21 protein-coding genes are annotated in these 21307 nt (G+C 61.1%); 3 read left to right on the forward strand and 18 right to left on the reverse strand.

What is annotated here, in order from left to right; genetic code table 11:
* Nucleotides 1-18: 18 nt before the first annotated feature.
* Nucleotides 19-441, reverse strand: a complete 423-nt coding sequence (locus FP026_RS01105; protein WP_149632802.1) for a DoxX family protein — start codon at nucleotides 439-441, stop codon at nucleotides 19-21.
* A gap of 123 nt (nucleotides 442-564) precedes the next feature.
* Here FP026_RS01105 and FP026_RS01110 point away from each other — a divergent pair, with 123 nt between their 5' ends.
* Nucleotides 565-1470 (forward strand): LysR substrate-binding domain-containing protein, encoded by a 906-nt coding sequence (locus FP026_RS01110; RefSeq protein ID WP_149632803.1) that lies wholly within the window; start codon nucleotides 565-567, stop codon nucleotides 1468-1470.
* Nucleotides 1471-1713: 243 nt separating this feature from the next.
* On the opposite strand, the gene guaA is transcribed toward FP026_RS01110, so the two are convergent.
* From guaA to FP026_RS01125, 3 genes are all read right to left on the reverse strand, one after another.
* Nucleotides 1714-3276, reverse strand: coding sequence for a glutamine-hydrolyzing GMP synthase (gene guaA / locus FP026_RS01115; RefSeq protein ID WP_149632804.1), 1563 nt, complete (start codon nucleotides 3274-3276; stop codon nucleotides 1714-1716).
* A 103-nt stretch (nucleotides 3277-3379) separates the two neighbouring features.
* Entirely contained in the window at nucleotides 3380-4021 is a 642-nt protein-coding gene (locus tag FP026_RS01120; protein ID WP_149632805.1) for a 5'-methylthioadenosine/S-adenosylhomocysteine nucleosidase, read from the reverse strand.
* Complete coding sequence (locus FP026_RS01125) at nucleotides 4018-4479, reverse strand: PaaI family thioesterase (RefSeq protein ID WP_149632806.1); 462 nt, start codon at nucleotides 4477-4479, stop codon at nucleotides 4018-4020. The genes FP026_RS01120 and FP026_RS01125 overlap by 4 nt, the downstream gene beginning before the upstream one ends.
* Nucleotides 4480-4642: 163 nt before the next feature.
* Here FP026_RS01125 and FP026_RS01130 point away from each other — a divergent pair, with 163 nt between their 5' ends.
* Nucleotides 4643-5719, forward strand: a complete 1077-nt coding sequence (locus FP026_RS01130) for a DUF2252 family protein (protein ID WP_149633137.1) — start codon at nucleotides 4643-4645, stop codon at nucleotides 5717-5719.
* 16 nt (nucleotides 5720-5735) lie between these two features.
* Here the strand turns inward: FP026_RS01130 and FP026_RS01135 are convergent, their stop codons facing one another.
* The 10 genes from FP026_RS01135 to FP026_RS01180 all read right to left on the reverse strand — a co-directional run bounded on the left by FP026_RS01135 (nucleotide 5736) and on the right by FP026_RS01180 (nucleotide 17736).
* Nucleotides 5736-6539, reverse strand: coding sequence for an alpha/beta hydrolase (locus FP026_RS01135; RefSeq protein WP_149632807.1), 804 nt, complete (start codon nucleotides 6537-6539; stop codon nucleotides 5736-5738).
* Nucleotides 6540-7168: 629 nt separating this feature from the next.
* Entirely contained in the window at nucleotides 7169-8254 is a 1086-nt protein-coding gene (locus FP026_RS01140; RefSeq protein WP_149632808.1) for a DUF1513 domain-containing protein, read from the reverse strand.
* Between the two features lie 114 nt (nucleotides 8255-8368).
* Complete coding sequence (locus tag FP026_RS01145) at nucleotides 8369-9466, reverse strand: imelysin family protein (protein WP_432444078.1); 1098 nt, start codon at nucleotides 9464-9466, stop codon at nucleotides 8369-8371.
* A 113-nt stretch (nucleotides 9467-9579) separates the two neighbouring features.
* The gene (locus FP026_RS01150; RefSeq protein ID WP_149633138.1) at nucleotides 9580-11139 is read right to left on the reverse strand and encodes a di-heme oxidoredictase family protein; all 1560 of its coding nucleotides are present in this window, start codon (nucleotides 11137-11139) and stop codon (nucleotides 9580-9582) included.
* Nucleotides 11140-11183: 44 nt separating this feature from the next.
* Nucleotides 11184-12470, reverse strand: coding sequence for an imelysin family protein (locus tag FP026_RS01155; RefSeq protein WP_149632810.1), 1287 nt, complete (start codon nucleotides 12468-12470; stop codon nucleotides 11184-11186).
* Nucleotides 12471-12671: 201 nt separating this feature from the next.
* Nucleotides 12672-13961: an RsmB/NOP family class I SAM-dependent RNA methyltransferase gene (locus FP026_RS01160; RefSeq protein WP_149632811.1), complete on the reverse strand. Its 1290-nt coding sequence runs from the start codon at nucleotides 13959-13961 to the stop codon at nucleotides 12672-12674.
* A gap of 211 nt (nucleotides 13962-14172) precedes the next feature.
* Nucleotides 14173-14541, reverse strand: a complete 369-nt coding sequence (locus FP026_RS01165; protein WP_149632812.1) for a septal ring lytic transglycosylase RlpA family protein — start codon at nucleotides 14539-14541, stop codon at nucleotides 14173-14175.
* Nucleotides 14542-14936: 395 nt separating this feature from the next.
* Nucleotides 14937-15809 carry an SDR family oxidoreductase gene (locus FP026_RS01170; RefSeq protein ID WP_149632813.1) on the reverse strand — a complete coding sequence of 291 codons (873 nt, stop codon included), beginning with the start codon at nucleotides 15807-15809 and terminating at the stop codon, nucleotides 14937-14939.
* Entirely contained in the window at nucleotides 15809-16966 is a 1158-nt protein-coding gene (gene queG, locus FP026_RS01175; protein ID WP_149632814.1) for a tRNA epoxyqueuosine(34) reductase QueG, read from the reverse strand. The genes FP026_RS01170 and queG overlap by 1 nt, the downstream gene beginning before the upstream one ends.
* Nucleotides 16967-17043: 77 nt before the next feature.
* On the reverse strand, nucleotides 17044-17736 hold the full coding sequence (locus FP026_RS01180) for a glutathione S-transferase family protein (RefSeq protein ID WP_112343583.1): 693 nt from the start codon (nucleotides 17734-17736) through the stop codon (nucleotides 17044-17046).
* Between the two features lie 147 nt (nucleotides 17737-17883).
* Here FP026_RS01180 and FP026_RS01185 point away from each other — a divergent pair, with 147 nt between their 5' ends.
* Nucleotides 17884-18684 carry an undecaprenyl-diphosphate phosphatase gene (locus tag FP026_RS01185; protein ID WP_149632815.1) on the forward strand — a complete coding sequence of 267 codons (801 nt, stop codon included), beginning with the start codon at nucleotides 17884-17886 and terminating at the stop codon, nucleotides 18682-18684.
* Nucleotides 18685-18753: 69 nt separating this feature from the next.
* Here FP026_RS01185 and FP026_RS30075 read toward each other — a convergent pair whose 3' ends face one another.
* From FP026_RS30075 to pyrF, 4 genes are all read right to left on the reverse strand, one after another.
* A complete protein-coding gene (locus tag FP026_RS30075; RefSeq protein ID WP_168841288.1) occupies nucleotides 18754-18918 on the reverse strand; it encodes a hypothetical protein in 165 nt (54 codons plus the stop codon).
* Between the two features lie 288 nt (nucleotides 18919-19206).
* A complete protein-coding gene (locus FP026_RS01190; RefSeq protein ID WP_149632816.1) occupies nucleotides 19207-20187 on the reverse strand; it encodes a complex I NDUFA9 subunit family protein in 981 nt (326 codons plus the stop codon).
* Nucleotides 20188-20299: 112 nt separating this feature from the next.
* On the reverse strand, nucleotides 20300-20587 hold the full coding sequence (locus FP026_RS01195) for a DUF1330 domain-containing protein (RefSeq protein WP_075856622.1): 288 nt from the start codon (nucleotides 20585-20587) through the stop codon (nucleotides 20300-20302).
* Between the two features lie 27 nt (nucleotides 20588-20614).
* Nucleotides 20615-21307 carry an orotidine-5'-phosphate decarboxylase gene (pyrF, locus tag FP026_RS01200; protein ID WP_149632817.1) on the reverse strand — a complete coding sequence of 231 codons (693 nt, stop codon included), beginning with the start codon at nucleotides 21305-21307 and terminating at the stop codon, nucleotides 20615-20617.

Consider the following 21307-nt stretch of genomic DNA (forward strand, 5'->3'; position numbering starts at 1 on the left):
AACAATGCCCCCGTTGATTCAATGGATGAGCGGCAGAATGGCCCGGATACGGGGATCGCGCAGATAGAGGCCGCCCCATGTCAACGCGCCCAGAAGCACGGAAATGATTTCCGGCGGCGTCCCCAACTCCCCGATGCGCACATGGGCGCAGATGGCACCTCCCAGAAAGCCCGTCACCAGGATCGCGCCGAGAACGGCGGTTGCCGGGATGGCGTAAAGGATGGCGCAGACAAGTATGATTGGACCCACGATACGGGTCAGGTCCATCGCAAACCCGGTTTCCTGCAACATGCTCGCGATCTGTGCTGGCGCGAAAAGCTGAATAGCGCCGTCTGCCACCAGAACGACAACGACAAACATGCTCATTATCCGGCCCGCCCACGCGGCGGGATGCAAGTTCGTAGCTTCTGGCACCCGATGCAGCTTCATAGTCTCGGACATTTGTCATTCTCCGCTGGGGGATCACATATTCGGAGCTTAACTTACTGTGTGCCTTGAATATGATAAACGAGGTGAAAACGAACTCACCGTTCTCTCTACGAGGAACAATACCGAGGTACGAAAATGCAGAATCTCGAACCCATCCTCATTTTCATAACGGTAGCGGAAATGGGAAGCTTCACCCGCGCAGCCGATAGCCTGGGCATCCGAAAGGGAAGGGCCTCAACGGCGGTCCGGAAGCTGGAAGAAGATGTCGGTGTCAGGCTCTTGCATCGGACGACGCGCAGCGTGCAGTTGACGGAGGACGGCCGCGCATTTCATGCCCGCGCCCGCGACCTGCTTGCTGAAGTCGATGACCTACACTCGATGTTCGCAAGCGATCGGGTGGCGCTTCGCGGGCGTTTGCGGGTCGATCTTCCGACCGAGGTGGCGCGCACAACGATCGTGCCGGCCTTGCCGGATTTCATGGCGGCTCACCCCGGGTTGGAGCTGGAGCTGTCGAGTACGGATCGGCAAGTCGATCTGGTTCAAGAGGGGTTCGACTGCGTGTTGCGGCTTGGTCCCATCCGGGACGAGACGCTCATTGCTCGCCCGTTGGGCGTGTTGCGCATGGTCAACGCCGCCAGTCCCGCCTATCTGGCCTGCCATGGCGTCCCCCGATCGCTAGAAGATCTCCAGCGTCAGGAACATCGGACAGTTCATTTTTCGACGATGCTGGGCGCAAAACCCATTGGATGGGAATATCCGGACGGCGACAGCTACGCGACGCTTCACTTGCCAGGTGCGCTACATGTCAACAGCGCGCAGACCTACGAAGCCGCTGCCCTTGCCGGCCTTGGCCTGATTCAGGCGCCACTCCTAGGGATTGGGCAATACTTGGAGAGTGGAGCGCTTGTGGAGATCATGCCCGATTTTCGTCGCCGGGCGATCGCCGCGTCCCTCGTTGTAGCACATCGGAACAATCTGTCGCGCCGAGTCCGCGCATTCATGAAATGGATCGAAGATGTGCTGGCGCCGTATCTGGAATAGCGAGACGAATATCTTCGTCCGAGGGAGGGCGCAAACCAGACCCGCCGATTTGCACGCCATTCTACGCCACAGCCTTGCCACCCATTGAAGGCACTTTACATACTCCGCAGATTGCACGCAGATCGGTTCTGCAAGCCGCCCGAGAACATGGAAGAGCCTCCGAGCCAGTGACGAAGGGTCAACAGAATAGCAGCACGGCAGCGAAAATCCCGCCCAAACTACGCTGCCGCCGCCCCTTCCCCCTCACTCCCACTCGATCGTGCCCGGCGGCTTCGACGTGACGTCGTAGACCACGCGGTTGATGCCGCGGACTTCGTTGATGATGCGGGTCGCGGCGCGGCCGAGGAATTCCATGTCGTAGTGATAGAAATCCGCCGTCATGCCGTCGACGGAGGTGACGGCGCGCAGCGCGCAGACGAATTCGTAGGTGCGGCCATCGCCCATGACGCCGACGGTCTGGACCGGCAAGAGCACAGCGAAAGCCTGCCAGATGGCGTCGTAGAGGCCGGCCTTGCGGATTTCGTCGAGATAGATGGCATCGGCTTCGCGCAGGATTTCCAGCTTCTCGCGGGTGATGCCGCCGGGGCAGCGGATGGCGAGGCCCGGGCCGGGGAAGGGGTGGCGGCCGATGAAGCTATCGGGCAGGCCGAGCTCCTTGCCGAGCGCGCGCACTTCGTCCTTGAAGAGTTCGCGCAGCGGCTCGACGAGCTGCATCTTCATGCGCTCCGGCAGGCCGCCGACATTATGGTGCGATTTGATGGTGACCGAGGGGCCGCCGGTGAAGGAAACGCTCTCGATGACATCGGGATAGAGCGTGCCCTGGCCAAGGAAATCGGCGCCGCCGAGCTTCTTGGCCTCTTCCTCGAAGGTCTCGATGAAGAGGCGGCCGATGATCTTGCGCTTGGTCTCGGGATCGGAAACACCCTCCAGCTCGCCGATGAAACGGTCGGAAGCATCGACATGGATCAGATGCAGATTGTAGTGCTCACGGAACATGGCGACGACACCCGCCGCCTCGTCCTTGCGCATCAGGCCGTGGTCGACGAGGATGCAGGTCAGCTGATCGCCGACCGCCTCGTGGATCAGCAGCGCGGCGACGGAGGAATCGACGCCACCGGAGAGCGCGCAGATGACGCGCTTGTCACCGACCTGATCGCGGATCGCCTGCACCGCCTTGGCGCGATAGGCCGACATCGACCAGTCGCCCTTGAGGCCGGCGATGTTATGGATGAAGTTGCCGATCAGCTTGGCGCCATCGGGCGTATGCACCACTTCGGGGTGGAACTGCACGCCGTAATATTTGCGCTTCTCATCGGCGATGAAGGCGTAAGGCGCATTCGAAGAGGTGGCGACCACTTCGAAGCCTTCGGGCAGCGCGGTGACACGGTCGCCATGGCTCATCCACACCTGATGGCGCGAACCGTTCGACCACAGGCCTTCGAAGAGGGCGCAATCCTTGTCGACTTCCAGAAAGGCGCGGCCGAATTCGCGGTGATGTCCGCTCTCGACCTTGCCGCCGAGCTGCATGCACATGGTCTGCTGGCCGTAGCAGATGCCGAAGACCGGAATGCCGCTGTCGAAGATGATCTGCGGCGCTCGCGGCGAGCCTTCATCCACGGTCGAGGCCGGGCTGCCTGACAGGATCACGGCTTTCGGCTGCAGCCGCTTGAAGCCGGCTTCGGCGGATTGGAAGGGAACGATTTCGCAATAGACGCCCGCTTCGCGCACACGCCGTGCGATGAGCTGCGTCACCTGGCTGCCAAAATCGACGATGAGAACGGTGTCTGGATGTGCTGTCTGGGTCATGGCGAGCCTTTAATGAAAAGCGCTTTCCCTGGCAATCGGGCAAATCATGCCGCTGCCGATTTTATTGTCCCGATTGTCCTTAATTCTCGTCGTCTCAGGCCTTTTAGAACCAGAATACGCCGTCTTCCAGCGCCGTAAACAGGCCATCGACGGCATAGGACAGTTTGCGGTCGATCACATGCAGGTACTCCGTCCAGTCGGAAATGCGCTGCAGGTCGACCTGGCCATCGGAAATGCCCCGAAGGCCGATCAGCGGCAGGCCGTAGATCTGGCAAGCGCGCAGCACCGCGAAGGTTTCCATATCGACCATGTCGGTGCCGATGCGCTGATAGGCATCCGTACCGGAGACGATATTGGCTCCCGTCGAAAGGCTGCCTTCGGCAATGGTCGGGATGCGCAACGGCAGCTCGATCGTCGCGGGGAGGTCGAGAAAGGGCGTGCGGCCTTTCTCGAAGCCGAGCGGCGAAGCATCCATGTCGCGGTAGGAAACCGAGGTAACCTGATAGACTTCCGCTTGTTCCAGCTTGGCGGAGCCGGCCGAACCGAGTGAAACCACGAGATCGGGCAGATCTCCCTGCGCCTCGAGCTGCGCAAAGGCGCGGGTGAGCGCGATGGCCGCCTCGACCGGGCCGACGCCCGTCATCAGCGGATCGATGCGCGAACGCAGGAAGGGGCCATATTCGGCCTCGGCCGCCATGACGAACAGGATCGATTTGCCTGAAACGCGCTTCAGTTCGAATTTCATCCGCTAATTCCCTCTCTGCCCCGGATAACCATCATCGTTCCCGTCATCGAGGCAATGAGCTTGGCCGGTCCGTCGCCGATGGCATAGCCGCGGCCGTCGGCGACGATGATCGTCGTGCCGGGCTTGGTGACATCGCCGCGAAACAAGAAGCGCTCGCCGCGCCCGGGCGACATCAGGTTGACCTTGAATTCGATGGTAAGGATGGATGCGGAAGGGTCGATGACGCTGTAGGCGGCAAAGCCACAGGCAGAATCCAGTGCCGCAGCGATGATGCCGGCGTGCAGGATGCCGTGCTGCTGCGTCAGCTTCACATCGAACGGCAGCTCGATCTCCACCGTGCCGTGCTCGACGCGCGTCAACTCCGCGCCGATCGTCGCCATCGCCGCTTGCCGCTCGAAGCTCGTTCGGATGCGGCTCCGAAAATCGCCGCTGCTCCCGGTCTCATCTGGCCCTGTCATGCCGTCCCCTTTTCGCGGGTGCGAAATTGGCACGGAGAGGCCGTTTGGACAAGGGTTATCCGGTGGAAAAGCGGAGGCGTCCCGGCCTGCCGCGCCGACATCGAATTTCCACGATCGGCTCGCCATGCTATCCGAAACTGAGACGCTGACGGCGAGGGCGAAGATGACGACGATCCTGCAATCGGTAACGGCCTATGAAACCTGGATGCGGGCGCAGCTCGGCGCTGATCTGGTGGAAGCGGGGCTGGCGAAGAAGCACAAGCTGATGAAGGGCGATAGCTTCTCTTTCCTGCGGGGAACCTATTGGCGCTGGGCCGAGACGATCCTCGACATTTGCCCCGACCTCAGGAATGCCCCGCAGCTATTGGCAATCGGCGATACGCATCTCGAAAATTTCGGCACCTGGCGCGATGACGAGGGAAGGCTCGTCTGGGGTGCCAATGATTTCGACGAGGCGGCCGTCATGCCCTATGCGCTTGACCTCGTGCGCCTTGCGGTGAGCGCGATCCTGGCGCGCGGCGAAGACGGGCCGACGCCGCGCGTCGTTGCTGACAGCATTCTGGCCGGCTATCGCCGCGGCTTGCGGCAGCCGTCTCCCGTCATTCTCGAGCGCGATTACAAATGGCTGCGCAATGCCGTGCTGCTGCCGAATGCCGAGCGTAAGGCTTTCTGGGAAAAATATCGCAATCTGCCGACGGCGACCGATCCCGTGGCGGACCGCTATCTCAAGGCGCTGCACAAGGCATTGCCGGATCCGGAGACAGCATTCGAGCCGAAGCCGCGTCTGGCCGGCACCGGCAGCCTGGGCCGCCCGCGCTTCGTCGCCTATGTCGAATGGCGCGGCGGGCCGGTATTGCGTGAGGTCAAGGCCTTACTTCAATCCGGCTGGTCGCTGAAGCATGATCCATCGGACAAGAAGATCCGCACGGGGGTCATCGCTGGCGGACGGGCGCGCTCGCCCGATCCGCGTTATCAGGTCACGGGAACCTTGCTGGTGCGCCGCCTGTCGCCCAACAGCCGCAAGATCGAAGTCGACGGCGATGCACAGGTGCTGCTGTCGCCCGAGATGCTGGATCTCATGGGCTTTGAGATCGCCAATTGCCACGCCAACGATGCTTCGCTCATCCCAGGCGTTCTTGCAGATCTCGATGCTCGAGGTTCGGATTGGCTCCGCGCGGCAGCCAAGGCGGCCACGGCGGCAGTCAGCGCGGAACAAGCCGAATTTGCCTGGAAGGGCTAGCCGGCCAACAGATCGATCAATGCCCGGCGGCTTCCAAAATCAGATGGGCGATCGTATCGGGATGCGAGATCAATGAGAGATGGCTGGCCTTTACTTCGATGGTCTTGGCACCCATGCGCTTGGCCATGAAGCGTTCCAGATCCGGATTGATGGTCCTGTCTTCGGTGGAAACGGCATACCAGCTTGGCTTGCTGCGCCAGGCGGCCTGGGTGGTCTTGCCCGTCAGCAAAGCCTTCTGGAAAGGCTCCTGCACGGCGTAAAGCACCTCTGCCTTGGCCTTGGGCAGGTCGCCGGCGAAGTCGCGCAGGAAAGCTTCCTCGGTCAGTCGCCCTTCATCGCCATCGAAGACGATGCCGGCCGAGGCCGGCGGTGTCGGATATGTTTTGGCAAGCGCCGTATAATCTTCGCCGGCATCCGGTGCGCGGGCTGCGACATAGACGAGCGCGGAAACCTTCGGATGCACGCCTGCTTCGGTGACGAGCATGCCGGAGAAGGAATGTCCGACAAGGACGGTCGGGCCGTCCTGGCGATCGAGAACACGCTGCACTGATGCGACTGCTTCAGGAAGCGTCGTCAACGGGTTCTGCACCGCCGTGCAGCTGAGCCCCTTGGCCTGCAGCCGGGCGATGACCTCGGTCCAGCAGGAGCCGTCCGCGAAAAGCCCATGTGCTAGGACGACGTTGCGAGCCTTCAATGGCGCGGACTTGGCCGCGCCGGAGGCCGCAGCCGAGGTGCCGGCGGCCATGGCGCGCGTGGAAATGAGGGAAGCGGCGGCGCCGGCAACAATGGCGGTCGAGAAATTCCGTCTGGTCATCATCATGATCGTGATCCTTAGGTGTTGAGGATAAACGGGCACCAGAAAGCCGTCCGCGCCGACTATCGGAACGGTGTAGCTTCTGAAATCTTGTATATCTCGGAGCGGCATATGACCGAAAGCGCGGGTCAAATATGCGAGATCCTGTATTCCGGTTCAGCGTCGAGCTTGCTTTATGTATGCAAAAGCGAGGCTGGTGACTGCTTTTGTATTCTAAATAGCATTTTTAGTCAATAATTGGATGCGTAACGGTTGCGTGATTGATCATCTGTATGCAGAAGCAATGAGGGGAGATGTTTTTGCATACAAGCCTTGATTGCTCTCGAAGGGCTGGGAGCGATGGATGGGCTGGGTGACGCGGCTGAAGATCGCGAGTTGTTGTCCGACCGTATCCGCAGCATGAAGCCATCATGCAGGCCATCGCGGAAGAAGACGGGGAAATAGCGTCGCGGCCGCATGCGGGCGCATATTCTGACTGCGGCGACGGCGTTTCATCGAGGCCAGCAAGCTCGCTTAGAGCCTTTCCGCTTTTCTCCGAAGCGCGAAAACGCTCTATCCTGTTGTTTTTACGCAATTCCGGACGGAAAACCGCTTCGCACTTTTCCTGGAATTGCTCTGGGCAGTTCAGTCAACGATCAGTCGCGGGTGATACGCACGATGTGCTGGTCCCAGGCCACATCGCTGTGCTCGCCGAGGAAATCGCCGCCATAGGAGGTAACGGCAAAGCCATGGCGGGCCGGCGCGATGCCGGCCGCATCGGTGATACTCTCCACCTTCAGCACCTTGCCTGTTTTCGCATCCAGCGTCACTGAGGTCCCTTCGACCGGTGAAGTCACGCCCACGAGGTTTTCGGCGCGATTGACGGCGATAGCGCCGACGTAATTGCCAAGCGCCCGGGTCGTCTCGTCGGGCAGGATGACGAAGGTCAGGTCCTCGCCCCTCGCGAAATGGCCGACAAGCGGCGGCAGGTCGTTGCGGTGGCCCTCATACTGGCAGGCAAACCAGACCCGGCCGCTGGCGTCGATATCGACATGCCGGGTCGAGACCTGGGCATATTGCGGCGGCAGGACATGTTTCTCGATCAGCCGGCCGTTGGCGGCATCGATCAGCGTCAGCGACGGCTCCATATGGTCGAGATTGAGCTTGGTGCGGCCGAAATCCGGATGGGTTTCGATGCCGCCATTGGCAACGATCAGGAACCGCCCGTCGTCCGAAACCGTCATGTCGTGCGGTCCGACGCCATAGGTCTCGTATTCGCCGACGCGGGCAAAACGGTTGCTGCTGTCATAGAGCCCGATAATGCCGCGATTGTTGTCGAAATCGTTCTCGCTGGCATAGAGCAGCTTGCCATCGGGCGAAAACGTGCCGTGTCCGTAGAAATGCCGGCCCTCTTTGGCGGCAATGACGATCGTCTCGGCCTTGTTCCAGGGATCGAAGATCATTGCATAGGTGCCGGGACGCCGCGCGAAGGCGACAGTCTTGCCGGTGGCCTTGGAAAAAGCCATGCCGTGGGCGCGGGCCGGCAGGGCGACCTGATCGACGATACGCCCCTGTTCGGTCACGGTCGCCACGGCAAAGGAGCCGTCCGCGGCACGGATGCCGGAGGCATAGACCGCATCCGCCCGTTCCAGCGCCATCAGGGCATCGGGCTTGAGCGACGCGAGGAAGGTCAGCCCCGCCGCCTTGACGAAAGCTCTCCGATCGATAAGGCCGCTGCGCATGCGCCCAGAGCCGGATGATTTTAGGTCTGTTCGACCTGAAATCATCCGCTCTAAAATCGAAGAAGTAGAACATGATGTCGCCCGAAAACCGCAAACACTTTTCGGCATCATGTTCTAATCCCCGTCTGCGAAGGAGAAGCCGGCAGAAAGCCCGATGGCGCCGCCATACTCGTCGCTGAAACTGGTGGCGAGGTCGCGGCTGACGGAAAGCAGCTTGTCGATCTTGGCGCGCTCCGCATCGTTGCCGATGGCCGCCTCGATATCCGGATTGATCGTCGTCGCCGTCGTCGCAAGCTCGTTCAGGAGGCCGTCGATCTTCGTGGCGGCAGTGCGCTTGTCTGGTGGCAGCAGGCTTGCCATGTCGGCCTTTTCCCAGAGCGTCTTCAAGCCTTCGATATTGCCGGTAAAGGAGGTCCAGGTGTTGGCCGAGCGCCAGTAGATCGCCATCTTCGGCCGCGCCGTTGCCAAATCGCCCTTGTAGAAGGTTTCCAGCCGCTGGTCGCGGACATTGGCGGCTCCATGCACGAGGATACCCAGCAATGCCGTCACGGCCTCCTTGTTGTCCATGAAATCGTCACTGGTCTTGCCCGGAAACTTCCAGGATTTCTGCACGCCGTCGGGCGCATCCCATTCGTCGGCGATTTCCTTGGCCGTGTTTTCGATATTGCCGGCAACGGCCGCGCCATAACGGCAGCGGAAGCTCTGCTTGTCCTTGACGAGAACGTCCGAACCATTGCCGAAGAGCACATATTCGAGCGCCGTCATGCTCATGAGCGCCACGCTCTTGCCGGCGACGGCCTCGACGGTGGTGTCCTGCTCGTCCGCCTTGGCGATCAGCGCCTGCACCTGCTTGAGGCCAACGCCCTTGCGGTCCGGATAAAAGAGGATGTGTTCGAAGCGGTTCTTCTCGATGATCGGACCGGTATCGACGATTTCGATGCGCGACCAGCTCTTCACGGTATCGCCGAAGGCCGATTTGGCGCCGGAAAGCGTCGTGTCCGTAGGGTCGGCGCAAAGCGCATTCATCGCCGCCGTCAGCTTCGAGGCCGAGTCATGCATGGCGCGATAGCCCGGGCGGATGACGTCGTCCACCGCCTTCTCTAGCGTGGCCGGTACCGCCGCTTCGTTCAATCCGGCGCCGGTGGTCGCCGCGTCCCCGGCATGGGCAGGCAGGGCCGTGACGTTAAGCAGAAGACTGGCGGCCAGAGCAATTCCAGCAAAAGTGCGCAACGGTTTTGCGTCCGGAATTGCGTGAGAACAATGGGACGGAGCATTTCCGTGACTCCGTTCAGAGCGGAAATGCTTCGGGCGTTTCCAATGGCGCATCAAAGGGACTCCAGAAAGTTGACGAGGGCTTGCCGATCGTCTTTCGAAAGACCGGCGAATGCATTGCGGGCTTTTTCCGCCTCTCCTCCGTGCCAGAGGATGGCTTCGGTCAGCGTGCCGGCGCGGCCATCATGCAGGTAAGCCTGCCGGCCGCTCACCGTCTGTGTCAGGCCTATACCCCAGAGCGGCGGCGTGCGCCAATCGCGACCGGATGCCACGCCCACCTGCTGCCCATCCGAAAGGCCTTCGCCCATGTCATGCAGCAGGAAATCGGAATAGGGCCAGATCAGCTGGAAGGCCTGCGGGGAATCCTTGCCATCGCTGCCCTTGAGGTTGTCGCGGGTCACGAATTTCGGCGTGTGACAGGCTGCACAGCCGGAGCGGTAGAATAGCTCCTTGCCGTGCAGCACATCGGGAAAGCTCGCCTTGCGGCGGGCCGGCACGGCGAGATTTTCGGAATAGAAGGTGACGAGAGGAAGGACCGGATCCGGCGCTTCCGTATCGCCCAGCCGCTTCTGGATGCCGTTCGGCATGGCGAGGCAACGCGGTTCCTTAGGCGTGCAATCGCCATAGGGATTCGGCCGATCCGGCGTCGAAATGCCGATATCGGCCGAGAAGGCATCAGCCACCTGGTCGCGCACGGTGGCGTTCTGCGCCTTCCAGCCGAAACGGCCGAGCGCGATTTCACCCGTGCGATGGTCGCGGACGATGGCTGGGCGACCGCGAATGCCGCCGCGGCTTTTGTCGTCGGGGTCGGCATTGGCAAGGATGTCGGCATCCGCAATGGCCTCGATCAGGCCGAGGCCGATCATCGGCGGCGCGATGCGCGGCGAAATCGTCGTCGTGGGGGTGAGCGGCCCGTAGGCAAGGTCGCTCACGCCGTATGTCGGCTTGCGCAACGTCACCGTCTCGCCGCCCGCAAGCGCCACCGTCTCCTCGCTGTAGCTGACTGTCACCTTGCCTTCGGCGGCGAGCCCGGGCACGGCGAGATCTTGCAGCTGCGCCCCGTAGGTGGGGTCCGGAAAATTCAGCGCGCGGAAATCCCTGATCGCTTGCTCCTCTTCCGGCGTGACGGCGGTCCGTGCCAGACGCAGGACCATCGAGGTCGCTGCCGTTCCGGCGGCATCGGGCCCATGGCCGCGGCCGTCACGGATATGGCAGCTCTGGCAGGAGCGGGCATTAAACAGCGGTCCGAGCCCATCGGAGGCCTGTGTCGAAGAGGGGGCCGAAACCCAGAGCTTGCGGAAGAGGGCGTTGCCGAGATGGAAATCCTGTCCGCGCTCCGAACTCAGATTGGCCGAGGGCTGCGAGAAGATATCGCGATTGACGGGATCGATCGAGGTCAGCGCGCCGCCCTGCATCGCTTCATAGGGCTCGGCCTTGGAGAAATCCGTAGTCGCGCGGGTGACGTCGCGCACCCGCTTCAGTTGTTCGGGCGCAAGATCGGTACGAACAGCCGGAAAATCGAGAATGCCGGCGGCGGCCAGCGTGATCGAAAAAACCAAAAAACCCGCAGCGAGGGCGGGCAGCAGGGCGCGGTTGGCCGGGATGCTTGTCATGAGTGTCGGGGTGGCAGCGCCGTGTCGCGCTGCCACCATCCCTATTACTTCTTGAAGACGGCGTTAGGATTGTCCAGGCTGTCCGAACCTTCAAGCTTGATCGTGCCAAGGTCGAGTGTGGCGATGACACGCTGAATGCTCTTCGTCTGGTCGAGCAGGCCGTCGATGGCCTTTTGAACCGTCGCGTTGCCCTCTTTGTTGCCTTCGCCGATCATCTGATCGTATTTCTCGACCGTCTCGCCGCGATGCACCAGCGCCTTCATGGCTGCAAGCGTCGTGTCGAGCTTGCCTTCCATTTCCTTGTCGAGTGCCGGATCCTTGGCCTTGACCAGATCGCGCAGAGACGGACCCTTCATCTTGGTGCCGTCAACGCGGGTATAGGTGCCGGTATAGGCAGACGCGACGCCGATCGCGTCGCCATTGTGCTCGTTATAGGTATTGTCAGAGAAGCAATCCTGCTCCTCTTCCGGATCGTGCAGCAGTAGGCCGAGCTTCATGCGCTCGCCGGCAAGTTCGCCGTAGGAGAGCGAGCCCATGCCGGTCAGGATGGCGGTCAGGCCAGCTTTCGGATCGGCTTCAAGATGCTTGGTGGCTTCGCCTTCCGGCACCCACTTGTCCGTCATGTCCTGCAGGTCGGCAACGAGCAGCGTCGAGGCGGATTTCAGGTATTCGGCGCGGCGGTCGCAATTGCCGTGCGTGCAATTCTTCAGATCGTAATCGGTTGCCGGGCGCTCGCCGGCGCCCGCTCCGGTGCCATGCAGGTCCTGGCCCCACAGCAGGAACTCGATGGCATGGTAGCCTGTCGCGACGTTCGCCTCGACACCGCCGGCCTGATGCAGCGTGCCCGACAGGAATTCCGGCGTCAGATGCGATGCGTCGACATCCTTGCCGTTGATCTTGATCGTCTTGTTGGCGATGACATTGGCGACATAGAGCGCGTTCTCGTCGCTTTCCGTGCCGTAGGAGGCGTCGACATAGTCGATCAGGCCTTCGTCCAGCGGCCAGGAATTCACTTTGCCTTCCCAGTCGTCGACGGTCGGGTTGCCGAAGCGATAGACTTCCGACTGCGCATAGGGAACGCGAGCCTTGACCCAGGCCGCGCGCGCCGCCTTCAGCGTCTTGTCGCTCGGGTTAGCAAGCAAGGCATCGATCGCCTTGTCGAGCGCCTTCGCGGTCGTCAGCGAGTCCTGATATTTGGCATGGGCAAGCTCTGCGTAATGCTTGAGAACGGCAGCCGGTTCAGGGGCAGCAGCAAGGGCGGGCAGGCCGGACGCGGCAGATGTAGCAACGGCCACCGCAAGCACGGCGCCAAAATTGATCTTAAATTTCATGTTCCTCTCCTGGTGACGGCGGGGGCACCGTCCAAAAACTTGGCATTTTGTGTCATGTATGAAAAATAAACTTGTGTCAAACGCTCTAGTTTAGAATGGTTTTAAGGCCGAATCCTAGGGATGTCGGCCTTACGAATGGAATGGATTGTTAAGAAAAAGAGGCATCCGCCTGCCGTCTGTCGCGGGCGGATGGATTGAGCCTCATCCCTTCCGCTGCAGGCGGCAGAAGAAGAAGCCGTCCGTATCGGTGGAGGCCGGCGTCAGCGTGATGGTCCGGCCGTCGGAAGAATGGGGCCGCGGCATGTCTTTGCCGAACAGCTTTTCCCAGGAGCTCAAGGTCTCGACGACCTCGAAATCCGGATTGAGGCTGGCGAAACGGTTGACCTGCGCCTCGTTCTCCTCAGGCAGAACCGAGCAGGTGACATAGAGCAGTGAGCCGCCGGGGCGGACGAATTCGCCGGCCTGGGCGAGAGCTTCCTGCTGCTGGCTGGTGCGCTCGTCGAGGTTCTTCTGCGTCAGCCGCCATTTCGTGTCGGGCCGACGTCGCCAGGTGCCCGTACCGGTGCAGGGCGCATCGACGAGAACCTTGTCGAACTTGCCACGCAGCGCTAGCAAGGCATTGCGTTCGTCATGGACCTGGACATTGCGGGTTCCGGCCCGCTTCAGCCGCTCGATGATCGGTGCCAGCCGTCGGCGATCGGTGTCATAGGCATGGACCTGGCCCTTGTTGTGCATTGCGGCCGACATGGCGAGCGTCTTGCCGCCGCCGCCTGCGCAATAGTCGAGCACCTGGTCGCCTTCCTCGGGCAGGACGAGGTCGGCGACGATCTGCGAGCCCTCATCCTGCACCTCGAACCAACCCTTCTGGAAGGAAAGCTCGGCAGTAACGTTCGGCAGGCGCGATGCGCCTTCGCCGGCGGGAATGCGGATGCCGAAACGGGCAATCTTCGATGCTTGCGCGCCTGCGCGTTCCAGCGCCTTTACGACCTTGGCGCGGTCTGCCTTCAGGGTGTTGGCGCGAAGATCGAGCGTGGGGCGTTCGGAAAGAGCCTTCGCCTCGGAAAGCCAGCTGTCGCCGAAGGCGTGCTGGAATGAAGGCTCGACCCATTCAGGAATATCGCCCTGGATGTGAAGCGGCGCGTCTTCGAGCTTGCGGGTCGCAAAGGCAGCCAGGGTTTCGGCGCTCGGCGCTTCGGGGGCGAATTTATCGCCGTCGAGTTCGGCGGTCAGCGCCTCGGGCGTCAGGCCCCATTGGCGAAAGAGTACGGCATGTGCAAGCGCTGAGGGGCTGTCGTCACCCATCAGCCAGGCATGGGAAAGCCGCATGCGCAGGGCGTCGTAGACGATGTTGCCGATCGCGGCCCTGTCGCCGGAACCGGCGAAGCGATGGGCAAGGCCCCAATCCTTCAGGGCGTCGGCCACCGGTCGCTTGCGCGCTTCGATATCGGCAAGAACTTCGATGGCCCCCTGCAATCGGCCGCCCAGACGCATTCACACTCTCCTGCTTGCGCACCGTCCCGAACTCAGCGGAATTTACCGGGAAGCGTTGCGCCCTATCAAAATAGCCGACGCCTCAGCAATCCGCACGAAGACTGCACGTGGCGGCGGATTATTGAGACGTCCCAACCGCGTCGTAGCCGCGATTGACGGAGAGAGCAAGCGTCGCGCCGAAATGCCTGATGGATCCGGCTTGATCGAGCGATTACTTCGAGGCGACGACGTCGTAACAGACCTTGGCGGTACCGGAGGCAACCATGCCGATATTCTGTGCTGCGGCACGCGAGAGATCGAGAACGCGTCCGCGAATGAAGGGTCCGCGGTCATTGATGCGAACGACGACGCTGCGGCCGTTATGCTTGTTGGTGACCCGCAGGCGCGTGCCGAAGGCGAGCGAGCGATGGGCTGCAGTAAGATTTCCGGAACTCATACGTTCCCCGGAAGCAGTTTTGGAGCTTCCTCCGTACCAGGAAGCGCCTCCGCATCCAGTCGATGCAGATGCCGGTGTCGAAATGACTGCAATGGAGGCGGATATAGTTGCGGCGATTGCCAAAGAACGTGCAATTTTCTTCAAACCGATTTTTCCCTCAAGTTATTGAACTTGCGCCCTGGGTAGGCGGCGGGCTTAAATCAGGCCAAAAATGGCGAAAAAGTGCCACTTTCGATCACGGAATGTTACAAGATGTAACATTTGTGATTTTAGGCAAATACTGTGACTAATCAATGGCTTTGCTTGATCGTGGAAAAAACCTAATAAAATCAGTTAAAAATGGAATAAATTTTCCTGTGAACTCGCCACATTGCGAGGGATCACGAAAATTGAAAAAATAATTTTCCGACTTTGCCATAATCGCTGCCGCATTTGTGCAATTTTAGAGGTCGTTAACCTTAAATGCGGAGTAAATTGAACTAGGCCAGCCGGCTAAGTAGGAATTTTCATGCGATTTTTCGCTGCGGGAAGATAGTCCTTTAACCGCGCCACCGTCCGGACGACCAGAGCTCGGTAAGCGACATGCGGTATTCCGGATAACGGAAGGCAAAGCCGAGTGAACGCAGCTTCTTGTTCGAGACGCGCTTGTTCTCGCCATAGAAGGAGCGCGCCATCGGCGTCAGCTCGGCTGTCTCGAAAGCCTGTTCCGGCGGCGGCTCGACAGCCATGAGCCGGGCGGCCTCGGCGATCACATCTTGCGGCGGCGCGGGTTCGTCGTCGGTGACATTATATATGCCGCCGAGCTTGTGCTCGGACAGGAAGTGGGCGCAGGCGCCGATATCCTCGACGCGGATACGGTTGAACACCTGGTTCGCCTTGATCAGCCGTCGCGCCGTGCCCTTTTCCAGATTGCAGAAGGCATTGCGGCCGGGGCCATAGATGCCGGAAAGCCTGAGCACGGCAACGGGAAGATCGAGCCTGATGCCGACGCGCAGCCAGCCGTCTTCCGCCTCGACGCGCTCGACCGAACGATCCGCGATCGGATGCAGAGAGGTCTGTTCAGTGACCCAGGCGCCCTTGTGGTCGCCATAGACGCCGACGGTCGAGAGATAGCAGATCCATTCCAGCTTCGGCATCAGCGCCTTGAGATTGAGCTGCGCCAGCCGCAGCAGCGGATCGCCGGACTTTCCAGGCGCGATCGACTGCACCAGATGCGTCGCAGTAGTCATCGCCTCGGCCAAAGCGGGATCGAGCGTCTCGCCGTCGAAAACGAAGGCCTCGATGCCTTCCTTCGTCAGCAGCTCGGCCTTGTCGGCCGAGCGCGTCGTGCCCGTGATGCGAACGCCCGCGCCGGCGAAAGCCTTGGCGATGGCCGTTCCCGAATAGCCGCAGCCGAAAATCATCACATGCATCATAGAGCTCCCGCCAATGTCCATTCCGCGCGAACCTCTTCGTCCGCCTCGTCATCTCTTTCTGCCGCAAATGCACGGAACTCGCCAGCCGCCATCAGCCGCGACAGTGCCCAGACGGCCATGCCGCGCACGACGGGCGAGGGATCCGCAGCCAATTGACGACATCTCTCTATAAAGGAGCGTTCGCCTGAATTGCCGGCCGCGATGAGCACATTGCGGATGAACCGATCCCGGCCGATGCGTTTGACCGGCGAGCCGCTGAAGAATGTGCGAAAGGCAGCGTCGTCCAGATCAAGCAGAAAGGCGATCGACGGTTCCTTTAGATCCTCCCGCGCCACCAGCTTCATTTCCGAGGCGGCGCTTGCGAACTTGTTCCAGGGACAGGCGGCAAGACAGTCGTCGCAGCCATAGATGCGGTTGCCGATCAATGGCCGAAGCTGCGGATCGATCGGCCCCTTGTGCTCGATGGTCAGATAGGAGATGCAGCGGCGCGCATCGAGCTGGTAGGGCGCGGGAAAGGCGGCGGTTGGACAGACGTCGAGACAGGCCCGGCAGGAGCCGCAATGGTCGATCTCGGGCTGATCCGGCTCGAGATCGGCCGTGGTGAACATCGAGCCGAGGAACAGCCAGGAGCCGAAGGCGCGGCTGACGAGATTGGTGTGCTTGCCCTGCCAGCCGAGGCCGGCCGTAGCCGCCAGTGGTTTCTCCATGACGGGCGCGGTATCGACGAAAACCTTGACGTCCTCCTTCGAGCGCGCGGCAAAGCGGGTAGCGATTTCCTTCAGCCGCCCCTTGATGATGTCATGATAGTCACGATTTTGCGCGTAGACGGAGATCGCAGCCTTGTCCTTTTTCTCCAGGATGCCGCGCGGATCCTCATCGGGCCCATAGTTGAGGCCGAAGACGACGATGGAACGCGTCTCGCTCCAAAGTGCGCGCGGATCGCCGCGCCTTTCGCGCGTCTCCTCCATCCAGCCCATGGTGCCGTGATGGCCCTTGTCGAGGAATTGCCCCAGCCGGACAGCCGCCTCCGGAATGGCATCCGGCCTTGTGATGCGACAGAGATCGAATCCTTGGGCGCGCGCTTCCTCCCGCAGGAAAGCAGTCAATGTGCTTCGGCGCTTGTCCGCTTTTTCCGTTTCGCGATTAGCGGGCATATCGAGCCCTCGTCATAGCAATTCCAGGATGAAAGTGTGTTAGCGGTTTTTCGTCCGGAACTGCGGGAAAAAACGCTCTAGAAATCCAGATCGGCGTAGTGCGAAACCGGGGTGACACCGCGCACGCGCTCCGCCAGGATCGGACGGAAGGACGGTCGCGATTTCAGCCGCTGATACCATTCCTTGGCGACAGGCGATTCCGTCCAGTCGATTTCGCCCAAATAGTCTAGCACGGAAACCGAGGCGGCGGCGGCAAGATCGGCATAGCTCAGCCGCTCGCCCGCGAGCCACTGCCGTGAGCCCGCAAGCCAGGACAGATATTTCATGTGCTGGCGGATATTGCCGCGCGCCATGCGCATCACCTTGGAATCGGGTGCCCCGCCGCCCTGCTCGGCGGTCATCTGTAGCTTGAACACACGCTCGCGCGTCAGCGGGCGGGTGACGTCCTGCTCCATCTTCTGCATGAACCATTCGGTCAGCCGGCGAATCTCAGCGCGCTGGAACGGATCTTCGGCCAGCAGCCGGCGATCCCGCTTCAGCACCCCATGCGTCTCGTCGAGATACTCGGAAATCACGGTCGCGCCACAGAGTGCCCGCATGCTGTCATCGACGTAGACGGGCAGGGTGCCGGCGGGATTGAGCGCCAGGAAATCGCGTCGCTTTTCCCAGGTCTGCTCCTCTATCAGTTCCGTCTGATAACCGTATTCGGTCAGGATCAGACGAACGAACCGTGAGGAGGATGACATCGGGTGGTGATACAGCGTCGGCATTGGTACTCGGGTGTTTCTGATTGATGCTACGGAGTTTTGGTCGCTATTCTGCGGCCCTAGTCATTTGTCATCGGTTGAAGCTATAGGATCTTGGCCTAGTTTGCACAAGCGAATCGGGCCGCCCGGCCGTTTGACAAAGGACACGATATGGCTGAACAAATTATTATCGCGCTGGTTTTGGGCCTTGTGGAGGGGCTTACGGAGTTCATTCCGGTCTCCTCGACGGGCCATTTGATATTGCTCGGACATTTTCTCGGCTTCAAGGAAGCCGCTACTTTCGACGTTTTGATCCAGCTCGGTGCGATTCTCGCCATCCTGCTCGTCTATTTCAATCGGCTCGTTCAGATCGCCAAGGCACTACCCGTCAGCGTCAAGGCACGCCACTTCGTTCTGGCCGTCCTGTTCGGCTTCCTGCCGGCCGCCGTCATCGGCGCTCTCGCGCATGACTTCATCAAGACCGTGCTGTTCCAAACCCCGGTCGTGATCTGTATCTCGCTGATCCTCGGCGGTATCGTCCTGCTTGTCATTGACAAGATCGAGTTCAAGCCGAAATACACCAGCGCCTATGAATTCTCCTGGCCGATGGCCATCAAGATCGGCTTCTTCCAGTGCCTGGCCATGATCCCGGGAACCTCGCGCTCCGGCTCAACGATCGTCGGCGCGCTGCTGCTCGGCGCCGACAAGCGCTCCGCCGCCGAATTTTCCTTCTTCCTGGCCATGCCCACTATGGCGGGTGCCTTTGCGCTCGATCTCTGGAAGAGCCGTCACGATCTGAGCATGGATCAAGGGCTGCTGATCGTCGTCGGCTTCTTTACCGCCTTCATTTCCGCGCTGTTCGTGGTGCGCGCGCTGCTCGATTTCGTCTCGCGTCGCGGCTACGCGCCTTTCGCATGGTGGCGCATCATCATCGGCGTGCTCGGCCTGATCGGTCTTTATACGATCGGCTGAGGCGCTCGCCTGACACCAAGATACCGAAGAACGCAAAGGCCGGTGAGAACCGGCCTTTTTCGTGCCCGATCAGTTCGAGGAGGACGTGTCGATAGAGCCCGTGGTGCAGGGGTCGACGCCGTAGGTCGGCGCACATTCGCCCTTTACCGAGGCGATGCTGCCGCGGGCTACGAAAGAGCCGGCGAGAATCACCAATGCCGCGCACGCAAACAAAAGCGCGATAGACTTGCCCATCGAAAAATGCCTTTCCGCAGAAGTGTGAAGCGCGCCGCGGACCGGTTCATTGTTCAAGCCTGAGACGCGCGGCTGTGTTAGTCAGTGAGATGAGCAATAGCAATAAATGTTCATGTTAAATTTGACGTTAATGCGACTATTTCCACAGTGCGTCTTTTAGGCAACGCTAAGCTGTGAATGAGAGCGGGATTGCGGCGCACGCAAGCCGTCTGCCGCAGCATTCGAACGATAAAAAACGCCGCGCGGCGGAGCCGGCGGCGTTTTGAATTTCGTTGAATTGCCGAATCGTCAGGCAGCCTTGCCGGAGCCGGTGAACTGGCCCTGCGGACGATAGCGGACAAGATAGGACGGCAGCACGGAGACGAGCAGCGTCGGCAGCAGGCCGATGCCCTTCAATGTGCGTCCTTCCGCTTCCGCCTGCTTGGAAACGACATTGTCGCTCTTCAGCAGCGTGACCTGATCGGAGGTGATCGGTGGAGTGATGAGCGGCACGAGCGAGGCGACCGAGCCGATGAGCGAGGCGATGCCGAACGGAATGGAGACAAGCGACTTCTTCCGGTTGATGACCGAAAGCGTAATCTCGAGACATTCGCGGAAAGACAGCACTTCCGGGCCGCCGAGCTCATAGGTCGTGCCGGCCTTCAGTTTTCCGTCGACGCTGCGGGCAACGGTCTCGGCGATATCCTCGACATAAACGGGCTGGAATTTGGTCTTGCCGCCGCCGATCAGCGGCAGGAAGGGTGCCGTGCGCGACATGTCGGCAAACTTGTTGAAGAAGCCGTCTTCGGGTCCGAAGACGATCGAGGGGCGCAGGATAACCGCATCAGGCTTGATCGACAGGATGGCGGCTTCCGCGCGAGCCTTGGTGCGGGCATAGGCCGAGGGCGAATTGGCATCGGCACCGAGGGCGGAAATATGCGTCAGCGATGCGCCGGCGCCGCGTGCGGCCTCAGCGATCGCCTTGGCACCGAATTCCTGCACGGCGTCGAAGGTATTACGGCTGCTTTCGGCAAGGATGCCGACGCAGTTGACGACATGCTGCGAGCCTTCGACGGCGCGGTCGATCGAGTTGCGGTAGCGCACATTGGCCTGGACGATCGAAATCTGGCCGAGATTGCCGAGCGGCTGCAGGAAGCCGGCAAGATCGGGGCGGCGCACGGCAACGCGGATGCGATAGCCACGCTTGGCGAGCGCACGCACGACATGCCGCCCGATGAAGCCTGATCCTCCGAACACGGTCACGAGCGGCGGGAGGTTGGACAGGGTCATGGCAGGCTCCTCGAAAGGCTTGGATTGGGCTGATCTGGTTTCGTCTTAGCCGATCCGGGCGCCGAGGTGAAGTGCTATCGCGCTGCGTTGCAGCGTCGCGGTTTCAAGGGGCTTAAACCCCTTCGACGACAACCATTTCCGCGTCCGCCACTTGCTGGCGGATTTTGGCGGCGATCTGGTATTCCGGCGAGTTGTAGCAATCGACGGCGTGCTGCAGCGATGGAAATTCGATGACGACGTTGCGGCCGCGCGCCTGTCCCTCAAGCGGCGTGAACGCGCCGCCGCGGGCAAGGAAATTCGCGCCGTATTTCTCGAAGGCAGGTTTTGCGGCGGCGACGTAGTCCTTGTAGCGCTCCGGGTCGCGGACATCCACGCGCGCGATCCAATATCCCTTTGGCATGTTTTCCTCCCTGCTTGTTTCGGTATGTTAGAGCGCGGCGTCCATCTCGGCGAGAATGGCGCGGGCGGCCTTCTTCGGATCGGCCGCCTTGACGATCGGCCTTGCGACGACGAGATGGCTGGAGCCCGCCTTGATGGCAGCGGCCGGCGTCATCACGCGCTTCTGGTCACCCTTGTCGCTGCCGGCTGGCCGGATGCCAGGAGTCACCAGCGCCATATCAGGCCCGATGATCTTGCGGACCGCGGCAGATTCCTCCGCTGAACAGACGATACCGCCCATGCCCGCGAGATGCGCCTGTTCGGCCCGGCGCAGCACCAGCGTATGCGGATCGTACTCATAACCGGCGGCGATGAGATCCCCTTCGTCCATCGAGGTCAGCACGGTGACGCCGAGCAGGCAGAGGTCGGAGCCCTTGGCCGCTTCGACGGCCGCCCGCATGGCTTTCGGATAGGCGTGCAGCGTCAGCATCGACATGCCCATCTTGACGATATTCTCCACGCCGGAGGCCACTGTGTTGTCGATGTCGAGCAGCTTCATGTCGAGGAAGATCTTCTTGCCGCTGGCGGCGAGATCGCGGGCGAACTCCAGCCCGCCGGCAAAGGCGAGCTGATAGCCGATCTTGTAATAGAGGATGTCATCGCCGAGGGCGCCGACCACTTTTTCGGCCTCCTGAAGATTTGGAACATCCAGTCCAACGATCAAGCGGTCGCGTGCGGTCAT

This window comes from Martinezella tropici, assembly GCF_008370325.1.
Taxonomy (GTDB): Bacteria; Pseudomonadota; Alphaproteobacteria; order Rhizobiales; family Rhizobiaceae; genus Rhizobium; species Rhizobium tropici_B.

Coding starts and splice junctions, on each gene's coding strand:
- FP026_RS01120 (WP_149632805.1), bottom strand. CDS start 4,021: ATGAAATTCGAACTGAAGCGCGTTTCAGGCAAATCGATCCTGTTCGTC.
- FP026_RS01105 (WP_149632802.1), bottom strand. CDS start 441: ATGTCCGAGACTATGAAGCTGCATCGGGTGCCAGAAGCTACGAACTTG.
- FP026_RS01150 (WP_149633138.1), bottom strand. CDS start 11,139: ATGACAAGCATCCCGGCCAACCGCGCCCTGCTGCCCGCCCTCGCTGCG.
- FP026_RS01160 (WP_149632811.1), bottom strand. CDS start 13,961: ATGCGTCTGGGCGGCCGATTGCAGGGGGCCATCGAAGTTCTTGCCGAT.
- FP026_RS01155 (WP_149632810.1), bottom strand. CDS start 12,470: ATGAAATTTAAGATCAATTTTGGCGCCGTGCTTGCGGTGGCCGTTGCT.
- FP026_RS01195 (WP_075856622.1), bottom strand. CDS start 20,587: ATGCCAAAGGGATATTGGATCGCGCGCGTGGATGTCCGCGACCCGGAG.
- FP026_RS30075 (WP_168841288.1), bottom strand. CDS start 18,918: ATGGGCAAGTCTATCGCGCTTTTGTTTGCGTGCGCGGCATTGGTGATT.
- guaA (WP_149632804.1), bottom strand. CDS start 3,276: ATGACCCAGACAGCACATCCAGACACCGTTCTCATCGTCGATTTTGGC.
- FP026_RS01135 (WP_149632807.1), bottom strand. CDS start 6,539: ATGATGATGACCAGACGGAATTTCTCGACCGCCATTGTTGCCGGCGCC.
- FP026_RS01130 (WP_149633137.1), top strand. CDS start 4,643: ATGACGACGATCCTGCAATCGGTAACGGCCTATGAAACCTGGATGCGG.
- FP026_RS01185 (WP_149632815.1), top strand. CDS start 17,884: ATGGCTGAACAAATTATTATCGCGCTGGTTTTGGGCCTTGTGGAGGGG.
- FP026_RS01140 (WP_149632808.1), bottom strand. CDS start 8,254: ATGCGCAGCGGCCTTATCGATCGGAGAGCTTTCGTCAAGGCGGCGGGG.
- FP026_RS01180 (WP_112343583.1), bottom strand. CDS start 17,736: ATGCCGACGCTGTATCACCACCCGATGTCATCCTCCTCACGGTTCGTT.
- FP026_RS01170 (WP_149632813.1), bottom strand. CDS start 15,809: ATGCATGTGATGATTTTCGGCTGCGGCTATTCGGGAACGGCCATCGCC.
- FP026_RS01110 (WP_149632803.1), top strand. CDS start 565: ATGCAGAATCTCGAACCCATCCTCATTTTCATAACGGTAGCGGAAATG.
- FP026_RS01190 (WP_149632816.1), bottom strand. CDS start 20,187: ATGACCCTGTCCAACCTCCCGCCGCTCGTGACCGTGTTCGGAGGATCA.
- pyrF (WP_149632817.1), bottom strand. CDS start 21,307: ATGACCGCACGCGACCGCTTGATCGTTGGACTGGATGTTCCAAATCTT.
- queG (WP_149632814.1), bottom strand. CDS start 16,966: ATGCCCGCTAATCGCGAAACGGAAAAAGCGGACAAGCGCCGAAGCACA.
- FP026_RS01125 (WP_149632806.1), bottom strand. CDS start 4,479: ATGACAGGGCCAGATGAGACCGGGAGCAGCGGCGATTTTCGGAGCCGC.